This is a genomic window from Colwellia sp. RE-S-Sl-9, from assembly GCF_048296855.1.
Taxonomy (GTDB): Bacteria; Pseudomonadota; Gammaproteobacteria; order Enterobacterales; family Alteromonadaceae; genus Pseudocolwellia.
Window position 1 is genome coordinate 3,669,515 of the sequence record NZ_CP182631.1, and the last position, 19,335, is coordinate 3,688,849.

Here is a 19,335-nt window from a genome sequence, read left to right on the forward strand (position 1 = left end):
AGGCTATGGCTAAACCAGGTATGGATAACAAAGCGCAAGGCGGATTGTCTGAGCTTAAACAAAGATTATGGTTTGTATTCGGAGCACTTATAGTTTTCCGTTTAGGATCATTTGTGCCGATTCCTGGTATTGACGCCGCTGTATTAGCTCAGTTGTTTGAACAACAACAGGGTACCATTGTAGAAATGTTTAACATGTTCTCCGGTGGTGCTCTTGAGCGTGCCTCTGTATTGGCTTTAGGTATTATGCCGTACATTTCAGCTTCAATCATTATGCAATTGCTAACGGTTATTCACCCAGCAATGGCAGAATTAAAGAAAGAAGGTGAAGCTGGACGTCGTAAAATCAGTCAATATACTCGCTACGGTACTTTAGTACTTGCAATTGTACAATCTATAGCAATAGCAAAAAGCTTACCCGGTATGATGCCAGGTTTAGTGATGAATGCAGGAATAGGTTTCTATTTCGCGGCAGTAGTAAGTTTGGTTACTGGTACCATGTTCTTAATGTGGTTAGGTGAGCAAATTACTGAACGCGGTATCGGAAACGGTATTTCGGTTCTAATTTTTGCTGGTATTGTTGCAGGTATGCCATCAGCTGTTGGTCAAACGGCAGAAATGGCGCGTCAAGGTGAATTGCACTTATTAGTATTATTACTTATTGGTGTTATTGTATTTGCTACTACTTTTTTCGTTGTATTTGTAGAGCGTGGTCAACGACGTATCGTTGTTAACTACGCAAAGCGTCAGCAGGGCCGTAAGGTTTTTGCTGCACAAAGTACGCATTTACCGTTGAAAGTAAATATGGCAGGTGTAATTCCGCCAATATTTGCTTCAAGTATAATCTTGTTCCCAGGAACACTTGCAAGTTGGTTTGGTCAGGGTGAAGGAATGGTTGCAGACTTTTTACAAGAAGTTTCAATCGCGATGTCTCCAGGACAGCCATTGTATGTAATGTTGTTAGCAGCAGCGATTATATTCTTCTGTTTCTTTTACACGGCTCTTGTTTTTAATCCGCGTGAAACAGCTGATAACTTGAAAAAATCAGGTGCGTTTATTCCTGGGATTCGTCCTGGTGAACAAACGTCAAAATATATAGATAAAGTAATGACACGTTTAACCTTAGCTGGTGCGTTGTATATTACCTTCATCTGTTTAGTACCTCAGTTTATAATTATCGCTTGGGACGTCAATTTTTACTTTGGCGGAACATCTCTACTTATAGTAGTTGTTGTAATTATGGATTTTATGGCCCAAGTGCAAACACATATGATGTCTCATCAATATGATAATGTACTTAAGAAAGCTAATCTTAAAGGCTATGGCAAGTAAGATTAGCTTACGTTTATATAACGGAGTAGTAAGATGAAAGTTCGTGCATCCGTAAAAAAGATTTGTCGTAATTGTAAAGTTGTTAAGCGTGCTGGTGTTGTTCGCGTTATTTGTAGTGAACCTAAGCATAAACAACGTCAAGGCTAAATCTTTAGCAGTAGCATTATACAGATAACTCTGTATAATGCCGCTTCGATTGCAAGAAAGAGACGGGTTGAGTATCCTAACGGGCTTTTCAACCTGATGTAATTTTAATTAAGAATAGGAGATGTGTTAGTGGCCCGTATCGCTGGCATTAACATCCCTGATCGTAAGCATGCAGTAATCGCCATTACTGCGATCTACGGTATCGGAGCAACTCGCGCAAAGTCAATTTGTGCTGGTGCAGGTATTGCAGAAACAACTAAGATCAGTGAATTGGACGAAGCTCAAATTGACTTGCTTCGTGCTGAAGTGGATAAATTCACCGTTGAAGGTGATTTACGCCGTGAAGTTTCAATGAATATTAAACGTCTTATGGATTTAGGTTGCTACCGTGGTATTCGCCACCGTCGCAGTCTTCCTCTACGTGGTCAACGCACTAAAACTAATGCGCGCACACGTAAAGGTCCTCGTAAGCCAATTAAGAAGTAAGAGGAACTAGACAATGGCTAAAACACCTGTACGTACGCGTAAACGCGTAAAAAAACAAGTTGCTGATGGCATGGCTCATATCCATGCATCTTTCAACAACACAATCGTGACTCTTACAGATCGACAAGGTAATGCTTTATCTTGGGCGACTGCTGGTGGTTCAGGTTTCCGTGGTTCACGTAAATCTACTCCATTTGCTGCACAAGTTGCTGCAGATCGTGCGGGTAAAGCTGCACAAGAGTTTGGTTTGAAGAATATTGAAGTGTTCGTTAAAGGTCCAGGTCCAGGTCGAGAATCTGCTATCCGTGCCTTAAATGCTGCTGGTTTTAAAATCACCAACATTACTGACGTTACACCTATTCCTCATAATGGTTGTCGTCCTCCTAAGAAACGTCGCGTTTAATTGCACTTTTTTTAGGAATGTTGGAGAAAGAAAATGGCTAGATATTTAGGTCCTAAGTTAAAGCTTAGTCGTCGCGAAGGAACAGATTTATTCCTTAAAAGCGGTGTAAGAGCAATTGACACTAAATGTAAATTCGAAATGGTTCCAGGTCAGCACGGCGCACGTAAAGGTCGCCTTTCTGATTATGGTATTCAGCTTCGTGAAAAACAAAAAGTTCGTCGTATATACGGTGTTCTTGAAAAACAGTTCCGCAACTACTATAAAGAAGCGGCACGTCTAAAAGGTAATACAGGTGAAAACTTATTACAACTTTTAGAAAAACGTTTAGACAACGTTGTATACCGTATGGGTTATGCAAGTACTCGAGCTGAAGCTCGTCAACTTGTAAGCCATAAAGCTATTACAGTTAACGGTGTTGTTGTTAATATTCCATCTTTCACTGTAAAAGCCGAAGATGTAGTTTCTGTACGTGAAAAGTCTAAATCTCAAGCGCGTATTATCGCTGCTTTGGAATTAGCTGAACAACGTGAGAAGCCAGTTTGGGTTGAAGTAGATAACAAGAAATTAGAAGGTGTTTTCAAACGCATCCCTGATCGCTCAGATTTATCTGCCGAAATTAATGAACAGTTGATTGTTGAACTTTACTCTAAGTAAAGTTGCACTTTAAGAGAGGACATAATGCAGGGTTCTGTAACCGAATTCCTTAGACCACGATTGGTAGATATTGAAACACTTAGCTCAACTAGAGCAAAGGTAACTTTAGAGCCATTAGAACGTGGTTTTGGTCACACTTTAGGTAATGCGTTACGCCGCATCCTTTTATCTTCTATGCCGGGTTGTGCCGTAACAGAAGTAGAAATCGACGGCGTACTTCATGAGTACAGCAGTAAAGAAGGTGTTCAAGAAGACGTCATTGAAATACTGCTTAACCTTAAAGGACTAGCGATAAGTTTAGAAGGCAAAAATGAAGCCGTTCTTACTTTAACTAAGTCCGGTGAAGGCCCTGTAACGGCTGCTGACATTCAACATGATGGTGATGTAGAAATTGCAAATCCAGAACATGTAATCTGTAATTTAACAGGTGATGGTTCAGTAAATATGCGAATTAAAGTTGAAATGGGTAGAGGTTATGTACCTGCTTCAGCACGTCGCGATGCCGAGGAAGACGATCGTGCTATTGGCCGTTTATTAGTAGACGCGTCTTTTAGCCCCGTTGTAAGAATTGCTTATGATGTTGATTCTGCACGTGTTGAACAACGTACAGATTTGGACAAATTAGTTCTAGATATGGAAACTAATGGTACATTAGATCCAGAAGAAGCTATCCGTCGCGCTTCAACAATTTTAGCTGAACAGCTAGATGCGTTTGTAGAATTACGTGATGTGACTGAAGTAGAGCAGAAAGAAGAGAAACCTCTTTTCGATCCGATCTTACTTCGTCCTGTAGATGACTTAGAACTAACTGTTCGTTCTGCTAATTGTTTAAAAGCAGAAGCGATTCAATATATTGGTGATTTAGTACAACGTGCTGAAGTTGAGCTTCTTAAAACGCCTAATTTAGGTAAGAAGTCATTAACTGAAATTAAAGACGTATTAGCATCTCGTGGTTTGTCTCTAGGTATGCGCCTAGAAAACTGGCCACCTGAAAGCATTGCTGATAACGACTAATTCGATCATTGTTTTTTAAATAGTTGAGATAAGGATTAACTTATGCGTCATCGTAAAAGCGGTCGCCAGTTAAACCGTAATAGCAGTCATCGCCAGGCGATGTTCCGCAATATGGCAAGTTCTTTAGTAAAACACGGCGTTATTAAAACGACTGTTGCTAAAGCTAAAGAATTACGTCGCGTTGTTGAGCCACTAATTACATTGGCCAAAACCGACAGTGTAGCAAACCGCCGTTTGGCATTTGCTCGCACACGTGATAAAGAAGTTGTAGGTATTTTATTTAACGAACTTGGTGCTCGTTACCAAGAACGTCCAGGTGGATATACACGTATTTTAAAGTGTGGATTCCGTACTGGTGATAAAGCACCAATGGCTTATGTAGAGCTTGTAGATCGTCCAGTAATTGAAGATGCTGAGATTGTTGAAGAAGCTGTAGAAGCATAACTCTATTTTTGAGATGTTTTTACGTTAAAAACGGAGCTTAGGCTCCGTTTTTTATTATTAAAAATTTAATAATTTTCCTCCGATAGCTTGACCCCACAAAGTTTTATTCGTATAACAAATACCGACCTTTTTTTGGATACCATTTATGTCGTCAAGAAACCCTATAATAGCTGTTACTGGATCATCTGGTGCTGGTACATCTACAACAACAGATTCTTTTGAACATATTTTTCGTTCTTTAGGCATTTCATCGGCTAAAGTTGAAGGGGATAGCTTCCATCGCTATTCCAGACAAGAAATGGATTTAGAAAAAAGAAAAGCGAGAGAAGATAAACGTAATATCAGCTACTTTGGTGATACAGCTAATGATTTTGATGCGTTAGAAAACTTGTTTAAAGATTACTCTGAAACGGGTAAAGGTAAAATGAGAAGGTATTTGCATACTTTCGATGAGGCTGTACCTTATAACCAAATGCCGGGCACTTTTACACCTTGGGAAGAATTAGGTGAAGGAACAGATTTACTCTTCTATGAAGGCCTTCACGGTGGTGTAGTAACAGAAAAGAATGATGTAGCACAGCATGTAGACTTACTTATTGGCATGGTACCCATTGTTAATCTAGAATGGATTCAGAAAATAGTTAGAGATACAAACCAAAGGGGTCATACTAGAGAGGCTGTTACAGCAAGTATTGTAAAAAGTATGGAAGATTACATATCATTCATTACACCGCAGTTTTCACGCACGCATATTAACTTTCAGCGTGTACCTACAGTAGATACGTCCAATCCTTTTAGCGCAAAAGCCATTCCTACACTGGATGAAAGTTTTGTTGTTATTAGGTTCAGAGAAGGGACTAAGGTCGATTTTCCTTATTACCTTAATATGATTGATGGAGCATTCATGTCTCGAGTTAATACACTTGTTGTGCCGGGCGGTAAGATGGGGTTAGCTATGGAATTATTGTTAACACCACTTATTCAAGAGATTATGCGTAAAAAAGACAAAGCAAATAAGCAATTAGATTGGATGAGTGATTTATAAGCTCAAGCTTTTCAACTCAAGTTAAGCTGATTTAATTTCAAAACTATGTGTAATATTAACGCATTTGTTCAACATTAATGCAACAGAACAATACTTATCAGCAGATAAAGCAACTGCTCGTTCTACATGTTTCTCATTAATGTTTGTACCCGCGATAAAAAATGTTAAGTGAATATCTGAGAATAATCTAGGAACGGAGTTTACTCGTGTACCTTCAACTACAACTTCACAAGCATGTATATCCTGTTTAGCCTTTTTTAAAATACTTACTACATCGACAGATGAGCATCCCCCAAGAGATATTAATACATTCTCTAATGGCGTTGGGGCTAATTTACCATTATTAGCATCCATCAAAATGGAATGGCCTGATTCTGTATAACCAACAAATAATTCATCCTTTGCCCATTTTACTACAGTATTCATTAGGTTCCTTTATTGGAATTGGAAATTATCTAGAGTTAATTTCACTATCAAATAGATTTTTTATTAAGAGTGCAAATTCTTTAATAAATGATAATTGTTCAGTGGTTATAGGATTATTTATTACTGCAGATAGTATTTCTTCAAGGTCATATAAAATTGAATCGACTTCACGAACAATCGTATTACGTTCATTGAATGTTAAGTTGTTGTTTTGAAAGCAAACACTTATAATTTGATCGCCTAATTCTTCTTCAATTGTTTCAATGATAGAAGGTGAGGTGGAATGATGTAGCGGTGGCATGTTTTCAAATAAACTTAAATGTTCAGTTAAGTATTGAATTAAATCTATGTAGCCGTTTTTGTCTGTGACCATATAATTAAAAATTTAAGCTATAGTTAAGTACGTATTAAAAATACATGTTGCTCACCTAATAGAAAACTGAGGTGAGCAATGTAAGAAAGTATGTCTTGTAATATTAATCAAACTAAAAGATATGAGAAGATTAGTCAATGTAAAGTTAGTCATGTGTTTTTGCTGTTAATCGAGTTAAAATGCGAAAAACTAGTTAAAACAATATGTTGAAATTATCATTTATTTTAATCGTATTTAATTGCGCTTTCGTCTCAAAAAAATTGAATTAGCCTTGTCTTCACGGAAAGATGTCGGAGTTGTTACGATTTGTAACTTAGTTATAGATCGCAAAAATCTAATTATAATAATTTTATTTCTAGTCCAAAGAGAACTATAAACATGAAAAATAATTTATCTAAAACGTTTAAAAGGTCGGTAACTGCTGTCGCCGTTACACTATCGCTAGGTCTTACGTTACCTGCTATTGCAAGTGATGGGTTTGTTGCGGGTCATTCTGTTACAGGTTCTGGTCAAGTATTAGCAAATGTAGAAATTTCTATCACAAACAATGATACTGGTTTAACTCGAACAGCGACATCTGATGCAGATGGTAATTTCAAGTTTCCATTGCTACCCAGTGGCGTATATACAATGGAAGCTAAAAAAAATGGTTTTCTAGTTGTTAAGCAAGATGATTTGCATGTGAAACCATCTGGTAAAACAAATATTGATTTAACATTTGAAACTAGTGATGTTGAACGAATTACCGTTAGTGGTTCAGCTGTTTCTGCTATTGATGTTAGTTCAAGCGAAGCAAACATGGTAGTTGACTTAAATTTTATTAATAAAGTACCTGTCGCTAGAGATGTAACATCGATTGCTTTATTAGCGCCTGGAACAGTGAAAGGGGATGATGATTTCGGTGACGGTAATAATGCCTCTTTTGGTGGTTCTTCTGTTGGTGAAAATACTTACTATATAAATGATATCAATGTTACTAATTTCAGGAATGGCTTAGGTGGTTCTGAATTACCATTTGAAATGTATGAGTCCTTTGAAGTTAAAACTGGTGGCTATTCGGCTGAATTTGGTCGTTCTACAGGTGGTGTTGTTAACGCTAAAACTAAAAGTGGTAGTAATGAGTTCAAATGGGGCGTAAGTGCATACTTTCAACCATCGTCACTTCGAGCTAAAGCTCCAGATACAAAACGTACAGATGCTACAGACATAGCTGATACAGGTACAGAGTATTATGATGTGAATAGCCGCACAGATATTGGTGAGAATAATTATAATATTTGGGCAAGTGGTGCGTTGATAGAAGATAAACTTTTCTTTTTTGGTTTATTGAATCAAAAAGACACTCAAAGGGATGGCGTTGATCAAGATGCTGTTTCTACAAATAGAATGTTGTATGGAGAGTCAAGTGAAACTCTATATGCTGCTAAAATAGATTGGTATATTACAGATGATCATATTTTAGAATTAACAGCTTGGGATAACGGATCAGATCTAGATGTCGAAGCAGTAGAGTATAACCATGATACGAAAACTGAACTTTCTGATTTAGGTGAGTATGTAAGAAAACGTGGTGGATCAACTTACGGTCTTAAATATACAGGTATTTTGACTGATGACTTAACTATTAGTGCTCAATACTCAGTGAATAACGCTAATTATAGTGATTTAAATGTAGGTTCTAACCCTTTTGGTGATAAGCCAGCAGTTTATGAACGTTTTTCAAATAAAGAATTCGGTCAATATGGTCGTACAACACCTACTCTTCAAGAAGATAAACGTACAGCTTATCGATTTGATGTTGATTGGTACGTGCATGATGATCATACGCTTCGCTTTGGTATCGATTATGAAAAAATGGAAGCTACAGAAAATACTCAGCGTGCAGGTGGGGTAGCATATCGTTACGAAGATTGTGATTCTGTTGCTTTAGCAAATAATATACTCGATTGTGGGAAAGTTCGTGAAGAGATATATCTTAACGAAGGTGACTTCGAAACTGAAAGTTTTGCTTATTATATCGAAGATACATGGCAAGTAACTGATAATATCGTAGCTCGAATTGGTTTGAGAAATGAATCATTTGAAAACTATAACAAGTCAGGTGAAAAATTTGTTGATGTAACTGACCAATGGGCTCCAAGATTAGGTGTTAGTTGGGATATTGGTGGAGAAGGTACAACTAAAGTTTTTGCTAACTATGGTCAATATTATCTACCTGTAGCTACTAATACTAATATACGTCTTGCTGGTGACGAAACATACACAAGACAAACTTTTGCTGTTGAAAGTATTAATGAGGACTATACTCCAAATGTAGTGGCTGGTAGCGAAGGTACTTTACAAGTATTTGGTGATGGAACTCAAAAATCAACCGGAGAATCTGTTAACGCGGATATTGAACCTATGTATCAAGAAGAGTATATATTAGGTTTTGAACACGTAATAAATGATTCTTGGAGTTTTGGTGTTAAAGGTACTTATCGTAAATTAGCAAGTTCATTAGAAGATATTGCAATTGATAAAGGTTTCACTGATTACATTGAAGCAGAATTCCCTGGCGAAACTTGTACTCAATGTAGTGGTTTCCATTATTATGTATTAACAAATCCAGGTCAAGATGTGACGATTACGACTGATCCTGACGGTGATGGTCCAGTACCTTTTGATACATATACAATACCTGCTGATATTTTACGATACCCAGTAGCTGAACGACAGTATGCTGCTGTTGACTTTACATTACACCGTGCCTGGGATGATGTCTGGATGATGAATGCTACATATACTTGGGCACATAGTTGGGGTAATACAGAAGGTTCTGTTCGTTCTGATAATGATCAAGACGATGCGGGTTTAACAACAAACTTCGATCAACCTGGCTTAACTGATGGCGCTAACGGTAATTTACCTAACGATCGTCGTCACCAAGTTAAAATTTCTGGTTCATACCAAGTTATTGAAAACTTAAACCTTGGTGCTAACTTTAACTTTACCACTGGTCGCCCTAGAAACTCTTTTGGTTATCACCCGACAGATGTGTTTGCATCTTATTACGGTGCTGAATCATTTGTTAAAGATGGGGAGTTGGTTTCACGCGGTTCAGAAGGGCGTACACCTAACACATGGACATTAGATTTATCAGCTACCTATAATCTTGACTGGGAAGGAAACGATATAATGTTCCGTGCAGATATCTTTAACGTAACTAATAATGATAAAGCTACCCAACTAAATGAGATTAATGAGCGTTTAGACGGCTCAGATCCTGTAACAGGAGCTGACTTTGGTGAACATAATCCTACATATGGACTTGCATCATCATATCAAACACCACGTTATGTTCGTTTTAGTGTATCAGCAACGTTTTAATTTTTGTTGATAATATAATCCACTAAGTCATGCCGTTCTCTTTATTGTGAACGGCATTTTTTATATCTGAAATATTATATTTCAAATGGTTAGCTTAGCAGGGAGTTGTTAGCATGTTTTATTTAATGGGTTTAGAAAGTGATTACTCCTATAAATTAAATAATACCGAGCGTTCGCATAAATAATGGGGGTTGATAAACTTAAGTTAATATAAATAATTATTTCTGGTTTGATAATAATTCGTACCGAGTCGTAAAAGCACTAAGTTCTTCAGTGATAGTTTGGGCGCTATTCACAGAGTCTGTATTAATAGGATTTCTTACTTGTTTCACACTAGATGTTTGTACTAAGCTTTTCATTTTATAAAAAGATAACATTTCCTTTTCAAATGTTAGATCTATGTAGTTTAAGCATTTTGTTAATGTTTCTGTTGGATAGTTAACAAGTTCTTCGTATGAAACTTCAAGGATCCTGTTACTTAGTATATTTGACCAATGTTCGGCTAATCTATTTTCATGATAAAAGTATTCTGCAATACTTTCTAAATCATAGCTCCAAGATATTCCTTGGTTGAAAAAAGCTCTGTAGCATGACCAGGCTGTATCTTTTGAATCTCTGACAATTCGGATGATAGGGGCTTTAGGAAACGATTTTGTAATAACACCAATATGGTGGTTTAGGTCTAATGACTTATCTATACAGGGGGTTGTTGAATCAAGTTGTTGCTCTAAATAATAAAAGTAATCAGTTCTGATTTTATTAAATAAATGTTTTTGTTCTTCGCTATCTAAGTTATTTGAATTGTTAATATAAGATTGTCCAACTTCTGAAGTGGGGTAGTTTAAACATTTAAATTCACCGCCGTCATTCAATTTACTATGTGAGCTAAGTATTTGTTGAAGTAAAGTTGTTCCACTGCGAGGAAGACCAATTAGAAAGATCGGATCGGCTTTATCACTTTTCTCTATAGGTACTATATTTTCAAAAAATTGTCTATTTTGGTTTTCAATTATTTCATCAATAAATTTCCGGTGTTGGCTTGGGATATACTTAGTATTTCTCATTAGTTGGTTAGCTTTTTTAAAGTGTGAAAAAGCTAATTTTTCATCGCCTATATCTAAACATGCTTTCCCTAAAGCAAACCAATAGGGAGCCACTTGAGTTTGGGTGTTTTGAATTACATTTAATTGCGTAAATAATGCTTCTTGTTCATCAAAGTGATGAATTGCGGATAGGGTTAACCAAGATATACCTGAATTAGGTTTTTTTTCTAAAAGTTCTATAAGGTATTTTTTAGCTAAGTCTACTTGCCCAATTTGTGTGTAAACAGTTCCTAAAAAATGCAAAACGTCGGGCGTTCTATTTTTTTCTAAAAGAGGAAGAACCATGTTAATAGCAGTATCTGCTTGCCTTATCTCTGCTAATATAGCAGCACATTGAATAATCCGGTGAGGTTCATTTGGAGCAAGTTCTAGAAACTTTTGGCTAGCAGTTTTAGCTTGTTGGAATTCACCTATTGTTACAGCTAGACGAGTTATCCCCCCCCATTTTTCTTTAAGATCAGCGTTAGAATCTAAAAGGTATTGAATTTTTTTTGCAGCACTTTTGTAGTTTCTAGTTTGTACATCTTTTAAAACGCTATTTCCAATTTCAGTAATATTCAAAGTTTATCCTTTAATAAATCTGTTCATGCTAGGTTTCTATATTCAATATTTGAGGAATATAGCAATCTTTAGTACTTTAATGGCTAGTTGATTATTCAGCATTAGTACTTTCAAATATCTTATCAGCAGATGCAGCAACAAAACCTGTATATAGTTTACCATTAGACATTGGGTATCTTTTAGCAAATTCATAAAAACAACTTGGAATTAATACTGTTTGATCAGTAAATACTACTTCGGCTTTGTCAGCGATAGTTGATGATTGTTCTAGCATAACTGTTTTATCACCTTTGATCTCGCCTCCAGATGTATTTAAAGGGAATCCACCCTGTTTAACAGTGGTGTTCACACTTTCAATATCATTAAATTTTGCTAAGTGATTTATACTTACTGTGAAATGATTCGCTCGGTAACCCCATGCGGACATCCAAGCGGCATATTCACTTTCTGCTAACAATGTTTGGTACTCAGCATAACTTACTTGCCAGTGTGTTCCTGAGTATAAAAAGCTACTTTGATTAATTGAATCTGAATCTACAGCATCAACCATTTTATTAATAATATCTTGTATAGGTTGTGGAAATTTTTCTACGAGCAGTTCGCTAATAAAAACCTTTGGTAATGTACTGTCTGTATGTTCGAAATGTTTGGCGTAAAGCTTTTTAGCATCAAAGTGGTATTCGCCACATTCTTTATAACCTAGAGCGGTTAAATGAGAAGCGAGCTTTGCAATGTTCACTTTTGATGTATTAAAGGTTCTGTAAGCGACATGGTCGTTAATTAAATCATTACCTGAGCCTAACAGGTCGTGAATTTTTAAAGCTGAAGGTGTAACTTCTAGGTAGTTATTCCAGATGTGGGTAAATAGTGTTTTTACTGCTGCTACGTTGTTTTGTGTCATGATTATTATCCTATAAAATACGTTATAACAAATGAATGGTTAAATTAGTGGCGTTATAAGCACATTTTTATGCGTTTTTTTATAATAAAGGGTTACGCATTTAGCTATGTAAATAATAAATGATAGGTGTGTTTAATTCGCCATAAAGTTACGGCTAAAGTTGATCGATACTCTTGAAAAAGCTGGGACGGATCCCAGCTAATTTAATGGGGTTGCTTGCTTTCATTACTTTTATTTTTCGTAAAAATGATAAATAACGTTTATTTGATTGTGATACCTGGGCTTAATGTTGCTGGTAAACTTACTTTTTCTGCTTCAACAGAAGCAACAGGGTAAGAACAGTAGTCAGCGGCATAATAAGCACTTGCTCTATGGTTACCACTTGCTCCAATACCACCAAACGGTGCTGCACTGCTGGCGCCAGTAAGCGGCTTGTTCCAGTTCACAATACCTGCACGAATTCTCCGGAAGAAGTGTTGATAGGTTTCTTCGCTGTCTGACAATAAACCTGCAGATAAACCGAATGAGGTATTATTCGCTTCATTAATTGCAGCATCTAAGTCAGAGTATCGGTATACTTTTAATAAGGGGCCGAAGTGCTCGTCGTCTGGCATATTAGTAACGTTTGTTACATCAATAATACCCGGAGAAATAAAACCTGTACCTACTTCAAGGTGTTTCATTTCTAATAATGCTTTACCACCTAATTCAAGTAATTGAGTTTGAGCCGCAACTAAACTTAAGGCCGCTTTTTCTGAGATCATTGAGCCAATAAAAGGCTGTTCTTCATCATCAAAGTAACCAATTTTAATGGCTTGAGTTGATGCAATTAATTTTTCTAAAATAGCATCGCCAGCTGCATTGCTTTCTATGAACAAGCGTCGTGAACATGTACAGCGTTGGCCTGTTGATATAAACGCTGACTGAATGATGTCGTGAACAACGGCGTTAATATCGGCAACATCTTTAACAATTAATGGATTATTACCACCCATCTCTAAGGCTAAAATTTTACCTGGCTGACCACCAAATTGCTCATGCAATAATTGGCCTGTAGTTGAACTGCCTGTAAAAAACAGTCCGTCTATTTGCGGATGGCTTGCTAGTGCTTTACCTGTTTCAACTTCACCTTGAACTAAGTTAATCACGCCCTTGGGTAATCCCGCTTGTAGCCAAAGTTTTACAGTTTCTTCTGCTACTTTTGGTGTTAGTTCACTTGGTTTAAATACAAGCGTGTTTCCTGCGATAAGTGCTGGAATTATATGTCCGTTAGGTAAATGTCCAGGGAAATTATAAGGACCAAATACTGCAACCACACCATGAGGTTTATGGCGTATAAAAGCTTTTGCGCCGGGCATAGGGTTTTCAACGGTACCTGTTCTTTCTTCGTGAGCTTTAATTGATATATTAATTTTACCAATCATAGCGCCTACTTCAGTACGTGTTTCCCAAAGAGGTTTGCCTGTTTCTAAAGCAATGGTATGCGCTAAGCTTTCTTTGTTTTCAGCGAGTAATTCACCAAACTTATTAATAACAACTAGGCGATCATCTACTGTTAAATCAGCCCAAGATTCAAAAGTAGTACGAGCACTTAACACTGCTTCGTTTACTTGGCTTTGTGAAGCTGATTTACCTTGCCAGATGACTTCATTTTTAGCCGGATTTAATGATGAAACTTGATGGCCAAGGCCTTCTTGCCATTGGCCATTAATTAATTGTATTGCTTGCGACATGCTAGTTCCTCATTACCTTTTAAAAGGTCGTTTTTATTTTGTGAAATATTAAGTTTATTTAAATGTGTTACTTGCTTTAATAATTGTTTTTTAATTTTCTACTAGGCGAACCAAATCACCTTCAGATACCTGTAAAGCTTGTGCTGTACTTGCAGAAATAATCACATGATTTGTTTTTTCTTGAAAATTAATGGCTGCTTGTACAGCAACAAAATTTTCGATCTTGGTATTACAAATAATATAGTTATTTTCGCTATCTACATCACCGATAATGACTTGATGCCTTTTGCTGTCATTAATAGTTTTAATACTGTTAAGTTGGCTTTCCACTGTTGGGCCAGCGTCAAAAATATCAACATAACCACGGCGACAGAAGCCTTCAGCTTCCAATAGTTTTAATGCGGGTACAGTTTTATTGTGAACTTGATTAATTACTTCTTGTGCCGATTTACTCAGTAAATTCACGTAAATAGGGTATTTAGGCATAAGCTCAGCAATAAATGATTTCTTACCTATTCCCGTTAAGTAATCGACGGTAGGAAAGTCCATTGAAAAAAAGTGAGTTTCTAACCAATCCCAGAAAGGGGAACGACCACTGTCGTCTGAAACACCCCTCATTTCGGCGATAACGGTTTCGGCGAAGCGCTCTTGATGTTCAGCCATAAATAAAAATCGCACTCTTGATAAGAATCGACCATTTTTATTTTTACGGTGACTTTCACTTAAAAATAAAGTACAAATTTCAGAAGCACCGGTGTAGTCATTACATAAGGTTAGTGTTTCTACTGTGTTATATATATTAAGTTCTCTTGAGCTGTGTACTATTTTACCTAAATGATAGTGGTAAAAAGTATCCTCTAACCCTACTGCTGCCTCAATACCACTTGTACCTACAACGTCGCCTGTTTCTGTATCTTCCATTACAAACAAGTAGCCTTCAGTACCTGGCTTTGAAACTTCTTTTTTGAATGATTCTTCAGCAGATTCAATACGCTGTTTTAACAAGGCTTCATTTACGGGTAAGGACGTGAAACCATGTCCAGATTCTTCAGCGATACGATATAGGGCATCGTAATCTCGTTGTTGAATAGGGCGCACAATGATCATAATAATAACTCTACAAATATTTAGCTTGGTGAAATAACGTCATGGATCCATTGCTATATTAATATGGCAATGTGTTTGATTAACCCACTTAACTCTCTATAAGTATGAGGTTAAGTGGGTTATAGCAACAAAAGTTATGTTGTTGTTGGTATTTTAAAATGTAACTACTTAGTGAGTTTTGCTATGCCTTTTTCAAAGCGAGCTAAGCCTTCAATAATATCTTCATTAGGTATCACTAATGAAGGGGCAAAACGTATCACGTTTGCGCCTGCAACTAATACCATTGCTCCTTCGTCCATTGCCGCGTTTAAAAAGTCTTTTGCTTTGCCTGCGTAGTTTTCATTTAATACGGCACCAATAAGTAAGCCTTTACCTCTGATTTCAGAGAATACATTGTATTTGGCGTTAATGGCGTTAAGTGAATTCACAATTAATTGAGCTTTGTCTTTAACACCTTGCAATACTTCAGGGGTATTAATGGTATTTAACGTTGCTTCGGCTACTGCACAAGCTAATGGGTTGCCACCGTATGTACTACCGTGCGTACCAACTTTTAAGTGTTTTGCTATTGCTGTTGTGGTTAACATTGCACCAATAGGGAAGCCACCGCCTAGAGATTTTGCACTAGTTAAAATGTCTGGAGTTACATTAAGTCCCATATAGGCAAATAAATCGCCTGTTCTACCTGCACCTGTTTGTACTTCGTCAAAAATTAATAACGCGTTGTGTTGGTCACATAATTCACGAACACCATTTACAAACTCAGTTGTAGGAGAAATAACTCCACCTTCGCCTTGTAGAGGTTCCATTACAACAGCACATGTTTTGTCTGAAATAAGCGCTTTAAGGCTATCAAGATTGTTATATTCAGCATGGCTGATATTACCAGGCTTAGGACCGAAGCCATCTGAGTAAGCTTCTTGTCCACCAACAGTAACGGTAAAAAAAGTTCTACCATGGAAACCTTGTTTAAAAGCAATAATTTGCGATTTTTCAGCACCGTATTCTTCTAATGCCCAACGACGAGCAAGTTTAAATGCTGCTTCGTTTGATTCTGCACCTGAATTAGTAAAAAATACTTTTTCTGCAAAAGTGGCATCCACTAATTTTTTAGCGAGTCTTAATGCAGGTTCGTTGGTCATTACATTGGCTAAATGCCAAATTTTATTACCTTGCTCTAATAATGCTGATGTAAGTGCAGGGTGGCAATGGCCTAAACATGTAACAGCAATTCCGCCAGCTAAATCGATAAATTCACGATCGTTCTGATCCCAAACACGTGAACCTTTACCACGTACAGGAATTACGTCAGAAGGTGCATAATTTGGTACCATTACTTCGTCAAATAATGGGCGACTTACTGGAAATTGATTTGTCATTGCTTACTCCACTTTATTGGCGCTATGCCATTTAATAAGGTTCGATGATATTCAGTCGATTTTATATTGTTAATTAATACAAGTGTCGATTAATACAAGTATAGAAACTGGCTAATCAGTTTGGTACAAAGTTTAGCCTATTTAGTGAAGTTATTATGGCAGGAAATTTTCAGGTTGTCTTGTATAAAATGCTTCAAAGCCTTTTAAAATAAGCGCTTGGAGGGTTTTATTCATTTTAAATGAATAACTATATCTGGGTAAATGAATGGGAATATTTCCCATTCAGCTGTGGTACTGAAATTCGTGTTGAATTTATCTAAGTTTTATAATTGTGATAAATAGTCAAAAAAAAATAATATATTTTTACTTAAAAATTAGTTTTATGTGATCAATATCGCTTTTATTTAACAAAGTAATGCTTTTTGAGGTCATTTTTACTGAGGCGAATAGGGCTTTAGTTTCGTCTTTTGATATTAACTCTTCTTTAGCTAAGCTTCGAAAAGCAACAAATGTTTTTGCCTGTGCGACCACTTTAGCCATAGGAGACAAGTTTTTATATTCAGTGGTATATGCTAAATCAAATAGGGGTTCAGTTATTTGTAAGCGATCAAAACGCATCAACTCAATCATATCAGCTGTTACTTTGTCACTTTGAGACGTGAGCTGCGCTAAAAGTAGTTCAGGTGATGAATCAAATTCAGCTAGCGCATCGTGTAGTTTTTTATCTTTGTTATCGTAAGCTTTTTGTACGCTAACTCGGTGTAGCTCATTATAAGTTTGTAAACAACAGCGAGTCACGGCTAATAAACCTATATTACTAAGCATACCAGCAGTAAAAGCGGTAAATTTATCTAACCCTTCTTGTTCTGCAAGTATTGATGACGCGAGTGCAATAGAAAGGCTGTTGTTCCATAGTTTACGTTTAAGTAACGGGAAAGGGGAGGTGGTACTAGGTAGCCAATGTTTTAAAATAAAGGTTGGCATAACAAGTTTAAGGTTATCTAAACCGATATAGCTTAATGCTAAATTTGCATCACTAACTTGTACGTCAGCACGTTTTCTATATTGAGGCTTATTCACTAAACTAACAACTTCTGTTGATAACCATGGAAGTGAGTTAATTAATGGCGCAATACGCTTAATTGAGGTTGCCTTTAAACATAAAAGCTCGAGTACCGACGGGCCTGCTTCTTCAATTTTTAGAATGTCGTTATACAGACTATCTTTATTATCAAATAGGGCGTTAACTTGTTCGTTTACTTTGGTAAAAAACTGCTCCATGACTTGTGCTTTAAAATAATTTTGTCCATGGGCTTCAATAATTTTGTTTTTGTTTGCTTCTTCTTCTATAGCTAATAACTGTCTACGACGATTGAGTTGTTCGCTGTCTTGATTTTCAGACACTATAATTTTTCCATTGCGCTGCTCAGTAAAATCTTTACCAATGAGTAAGCTAATAGATTTATTGTATATCGTTAAAACGTGTTCGTTGTTATTAAATAGTTGCATGTTAAAAATTCTAGAATTCTTATTATATTAAATTTTTATTATCATCTATATCGGATATAGGGAGTTAATCATGAGTATTCAGAGTAAGTTATTCGTTGTATCACTTCGTATTATAGTCAACCAGAGTCATTAATCCGTTATTGCGTTAATATTATTTACATTACAGGTTATTACTCATAACTACATGCGTAATTTTTATATAAGGTAATAAAGTTGTTAAGTAATTGGTGCCCCTGCTCTGTTAAAACCGATTCAGGATGAAATTGTACACTTTCTATAGGAAGACTCGTGTGAGAAAGGGCCATTATTTCATCGCTATTATTATCATGGCTCCATGCGGTAATACTTAATTCTGCTGGTAAGGTATTTTTATTAACAATTAAAGAGTGGTATCGAGTAACCGTGAGCGGATTATTTAATGTTTCAAATATTCCACTGTTGTTATGGCTAATACTACTGGTTTTACCGTGCATTACTTTTGATGCTTTTTCAACACTCGCACCATAGTGCTGGGCTATACACTGGTGACCTAAGCAAACACCTAATAATGGTATTTTTCCGGCGAAATGTTCTATAACTGCTAATGAAATTCCTGCAGAATTTGGATCACAAGGACCAGGTGAAATAACAATGTAATGTGGGGCTAACGTTTTTATTTCTTTAATGGTTATTTGATCGTTTCTACATACTTTTACTTCTTGTCCTAGTGACTGAAAATAATGCACTAAATTGAATGTAAAAGAGTCGTAATTGTCGATCATTAATAACAAGCAGTTTGTCCTTTGTATTAGGTAAAAAAGAAGTTTATTACTATCGGCGCTTATTCTAATCATGTCAGTCTGACAATACACCTTTTATTTGCTTCAAATGAGTAATAATAAAGATAAGTTATGCTGGCGCTAAGGATGATTTAGGGTAAGTAATTTGAATTGTTATTGTTTAAAGTAACGTTTGAAAGAAAAATGCGCAGTAACTTAATAAATTAGTTACTGCGCTAAGTCGAGCATTATACTAATACTTGTACTTCATCATTTTGTAAACGAGTATCGTAGGTTTTAATGGCTACGTTTTCGTCGTCTAAGCATTTGCCGCTATTTAAAACAAAGCGTTGTTTGTATAAAGGTGAAGCAACATAAATATCTCCTTTTTTATCGCCAATTAATCCACGATATAAAACATTTGCTTCGCCAATGGGATCCCAGTTACCCACCGAAAATACTTGGTCTTTAACTTGAAATATCGCAATTTGCTCTTCGTTTTCTAGTAATGCACAAACACCAGAGTTTTTAACTAAATCATCTTTGTGGCAAATGGTTTGCCATTTTTTTTCAATTGTCATATTTGTGCTCC

The 19,335-nt window shown here is 36.4% G+C and carries 19 protein-coding genes; 9 read left to right on the top strand and 10 right to left on the bottom strand.

Going from position 1 to position 19,335, the window contains the following annotated elements:
* Positions 1-5 precede the first annotated feature (5 nt).
* From secY to ACM9HF_RS15900, 8 genes are all read left to right on the top strand, one after another.
* Positions 6-1,331, top strand: coding sequence for a preprotein translocase subunit SecY (gene secY, locus ACM9HF_RS15865; protein ID WP_076420857.1), 1,326 nt, complete (start codon positions 6-8; stop codon positions 1,329-1,331).
* Positions 1,332-1,364: 33 nt separating this feature from the next.
* On the top strand, positions 1,365-1,478 hold the full coding sequence (gene rpmJ / locus ACM9HF_RS15870; protein ID WP_009839384.1) for a 50S ribosomal protein L36: 114 nt from the start codon (positions 1,365-1,367) through the stop codon (positions 1,476-1,478).
* Positions 1,479-1,607: 129 nt separating this feature from the next.
* Positions 1,608-1,964, top strand: coding sequence for a 30S ribosomal protein S13 (gene rpsM, locus ACM9HF_RS15875; protein ID WP_077340487.1), 357 nt, complete (start codon positions 1,608-1,610; stop codon positions 1,962-1,964).
* A 13-nt stretch (positions 1,965-1,977) separates the two neighbouring features.
* Complete coding sequence (gene rpsK, locus ACM9HF_RS15880; RefSeq protein WP_076420861.1) at positions 1,978-2,367, top strand: 30S ribosomal protein S11; 390 nt, start codon at positions 1,978-1,980, stop codon at positions 2,365-2,367.
* A gap of 33 nt (positions 2,368-2,400) precedes the next feature.
* Positions 2,401-3,021, top strand: a complete 621-nt coding sequence (rpsD, locus tag ACM9HF_RS15885; protein ID WP_076420863.1) for a 30S ribosomal protein S4 — start codon at positions 2,401-2,403, stop codon at positions 3,019-3,021.
* Positions 3,022-3,045: 24 nt separating this feature from the next.
* A complete protein-coding gene (locus ACM9HF_RS15890) occupies positions 3,046-4,035 on the top strand; it encodes a DNA-directed RNA polymerase subunit alpha (protein WP_473611091.1) in 990 nt (329 codons plus the stop codon).
* 42 nt (positions 4,036-4,077) lie between these two features.
* Positions 4,078-4,479 carry a 50S ribosomal protein L17 gene (gene rplQ, locus ACM9HF_RS15895; RefSeq protein ID WP_473611096.1) on the top strand — a complete coding sequence of 134 codons (402 nt, stop codon included), beginning with the start codon at positions 4,078-4,080 and terminating at the stop codon, positions 4,477-4,479.
* Between the two features lie 145 nt (positions 4,480-4,624).
* Positions 4,625-5,524 (top strand): phosphoribulokinase, encoded by a 900-nt coding sequence (locus ACM9HF_RS15900; protein ID WP_473611099.1) that lies wholly within the window; start codon positions 4,625-4,627, stop codon positions 5,522-5,524.
* Between the two features lie 21 nt (positions 5,525-5,545).
* Here the strand turns inward: ACM9HF_RS15900 and ACM9HF_RS15905 are convergent, their stop codons facing one another.
* On the bottom strand, positions 5,546-5,950 hold the full coding sequence (locus ACM9HF_RS15905; RefSeq protein WP_473611103.1) for an OsmC family protein: 405 nt from the start codon (positions 5,948-5,950) through the stop codon (positions 5,546-5,548).
* 25 nt (positions 5,951-5,975) lie between these two features.
* Positions 5,976-6,323 carry a DUF3802 family protein gene (locus ACM9HF_RS15910; RefSeq protein WP_473611106.1) on the bottom strand — a complete coding sequence of 116 codons (348 nt, stop codon included), beginning with the start codon at positions 6,321-6,323 and terminating at the stop codon, positions 5,976-5,978.
* A 378-nt stretch (positions 6,324-6,701) separates the two neighbouring features.
* Here ACM9HF_RS15910 and ACM9HF_RS15915 point away from each other — a divergent pair, with 378 nt between their 5' ends.
* On the top strand, positions 6,702-9,692 hold the full coding sequence (locus ACM9HF_RS15915) for a TonB-dependent receptor (protein WP_473611109.1): 2,991 nt from the start codon (positions 6,702-6,704) through the stop codon (positions 9,690-9,692).
* Between the two features lie 218 nt (positions 9,693-9,910).
* Here ACM9HF_RS15915 and ACM9HF_RS15920 read toward each other — a convergent pair whose 3' ends face one another.
* The 8 genes from ACM9HF_RS15920 to nirD all read right to left on the bottom strand — a co-directional run bounded on the left by ACM9HF_RS15920 (position 9,911) and on the right by nirD (position 19,324).
* On the bottom strand, positions 9,911-11,356 hold the full coding sequence (locus ACM9HF_RS15920) for a tetratricopeptide repeat-containing sulfotransferase family protein (RefSeq protein WP_473611114.1): 1,446 nt from the start codon (positions 11,354-11,356) through the stop codon (positions 9,911-9,913).
* 91 nt (positions 11,357-11,447) lie between these two features.
* Positions 11,448-12,257 carry a DUF1338 domain-containing protein gene (locus tag ACM9HF_RS15925; RefSeq protein WP_473611118.1) on the bottom strand — a complete coding sequence of 270 codons (810 nt, stop codon included), beginning with the start codon at positions 12,255-12,257 and terminating at the stop codon, positions 11,448-11,450.
* Positions 12,258-12,517: 260 nt separating this feature from the next.
* Complete coding sequence (gene astD / locus ACM9HF_RS15930; protein ID WP_473611122.1) at positions 12,518-13,990, bottom strand: succinylglutamate-semialdehyde dehydrogenase; 1,473 nt, start codon at positions 13,988-13,990, stop codon at positions 12,518-12,520.
* 90 nt (positions 13,991-14,080) lie between these two features.
* Complete coding sequence (gene astA, locus ACM9HF_RS15935) at positions 14,081-15,097, bottom strand: arginine N-succinyltransferase (RefSeq protein ID WP_473611126.1); 1,017 nt, start codon at positions 15,095-15,097, stop codon at positions 14,081-14,083.
* 164 nt (positions 15,098-15,261) lie between these two features.
* Positions 15,262-16,476, bottom strand: a complete 1,215-nt coding sequence (locus ACM9HF_RS15940; RefSeq protein ID WP_473611129.1) for an aspartate aminotransferase family protein — start codon at positions 16,474-16,476, stop codon at positions 15,262-15,264.
* Positions 16,477-16,839: 363 nt separating this feature from the next.
* Positions 16,840-17,985, bottom strand: coding sequence for an HDOD domain-containing protein (locus ACM9HF_RS15945; RefSeq protein ID WP_473611133.1), 1,146 nt, complete (start codon positions 17,983-17,985; stop codon positions 16,840-16,842).
* Between the two features lie 170 nt (positions 17,986-18,155).
* A complete protein-coding gene (locus ACM9HF_RS15950) occupies positions 18,156-18,755 on the bottom strand; it encodes an anthranilate synthase component II (protein WP_473611137.1) in 600 nt (199 codons plus the stop codon).
* 236 nt (positions 18,756-18,991) lie between these two features.
* Positions 18,992-19,324 carry a nitrite reductase small subunit NirD gene (gene nirD / locus ACM9HF_RS15955; RefSeq protein WP_473611140.1) on the bottom strand — a complete coding sequence of 111 codons (333 nt, stop codon included), beginning with the start codon at positions 19,322-19,324 and terminating at the stop codon, positions 18,992-18,994.
* Positions 19,325-19,335 lie beyond the last annotated feature (11 nt).

What these genes read in the sequence shown, in the direction of transcription:
- ACM9HF_RS15905 (WP_473611103.1), bottom strand. Translation starts at nt 5,950, where the DNA reads ATGAATACTGTAGTAAAATGGGCAAAGGATGAATTATTTGTTGGTTAT.
- nirD (WP_473611140.1), bottom strand. Translation starts at nt 19,324, where the DNA reads ATGACAATTGAAAAAAAATGGCAAACCATTTGCCACAAAGATGATTTA.
- secY (WP_076420857.1), top strand. Translation starts at nt 6, where the DNA reads ATGGCTAAACCAGGTATGGATAACAAAGCGCAAGGCGGATTGTCTGAG.
- ACM9HF_RS15925 (WP_473611118.1), bottom strand. Translation starts at nt 12,257, where the DNA reads ATGACACAAAACAACGTAGCAGCAGTAAAAACACTATTTACCCACATC.
- ACM9HF_RS15910 (WP_473611106.1), bottom strand. Translation starts at nt 6,323, where the DNA reads ATGGTCACAGACAAAAACGGCTACATAGATTTAATTCAATACTTAACT.
- astA (WP_473611126.1), bottom strand. Translation starts at nt 15,097, where the DNA reads ATGATCATTGTGCGCCCTATTCAACAACGAGATTACGATGCCCTATAT.
- rplQ (WP_473611096.1), top strand. Translation starts at nt 4,078, where the DNA reads ATGCGTCATCGTAAAAGCGGTCGCCAGTTAAACCGTAATAGCAGTCAT.
- ACM9HF_RS15945 (WP_473611133.1), bottom strand. Translation starts at nt 17,985, where the DNA reads ATGCAACTATTTAATAACAACGAACACGTTTTAACGATATACAATAAA.
- ACM9HF_RS15940 (WP_473611129.1), bottom strand. Translation starts at nt 16,476, where the DNA reads ATGACAAATCAATTTCCAGTAAGTCGCCCATTATTTGACGAAGTAATG.
- ACM9HF_RS15915 (WP_473611109.1), top strand. Translation starts at nt 6,702, where the DNA reads ATGAAAAATAATTTATCTAAAACGTTTAAAAGGTCGGTAACTGCTGTC.
- rpsD (WP_076420863.1), top strand. Translation starts at nt 2,401, where the DNA reads ATGGCTAGATATTTAGGTCCTAAGTTAAAGCTTAGTCGTCGCGAAGGA.
- ACM9HF_RS15900 (WP_473611099.1), top strand. Translation starts at nt 4,625, where the DNA reads ATGTCGTCAAGAAACCCTATAATAGCTGTTACTGGATCATCTGGTGCT.
- astD (WP_473611122.1), bottom strand. Translation starts at nt 13,990, where the DNA reads ATGTCGCAAGCAATACAATTAATTAATGGCCAATGGCAAGAAGGCCTT.
- rpsK (WP_076420861.1), top strand. Translation starts at nt 1,978, where the DNA reads ATGGCTAAAACACCTGTACGTACGCGTAAACGCGTAAAAAAACAAGTT.
- ACM9HF_RS15890 (WP_473611091.1), top strand. Translation starts at nt 3,046, where the DNA reads ATGCAGGGTTCTGTAACCGAATTCCTTAGACCACGATTGGTAGATATT.
- rpmJ (WP_009839384.1), top strand. Translation starts at nt 1,365, where the DNA reads ATGAAAGTTCGTGCATCCGTAAAAAAGATTTGTCGTAATTGTAAAGTT.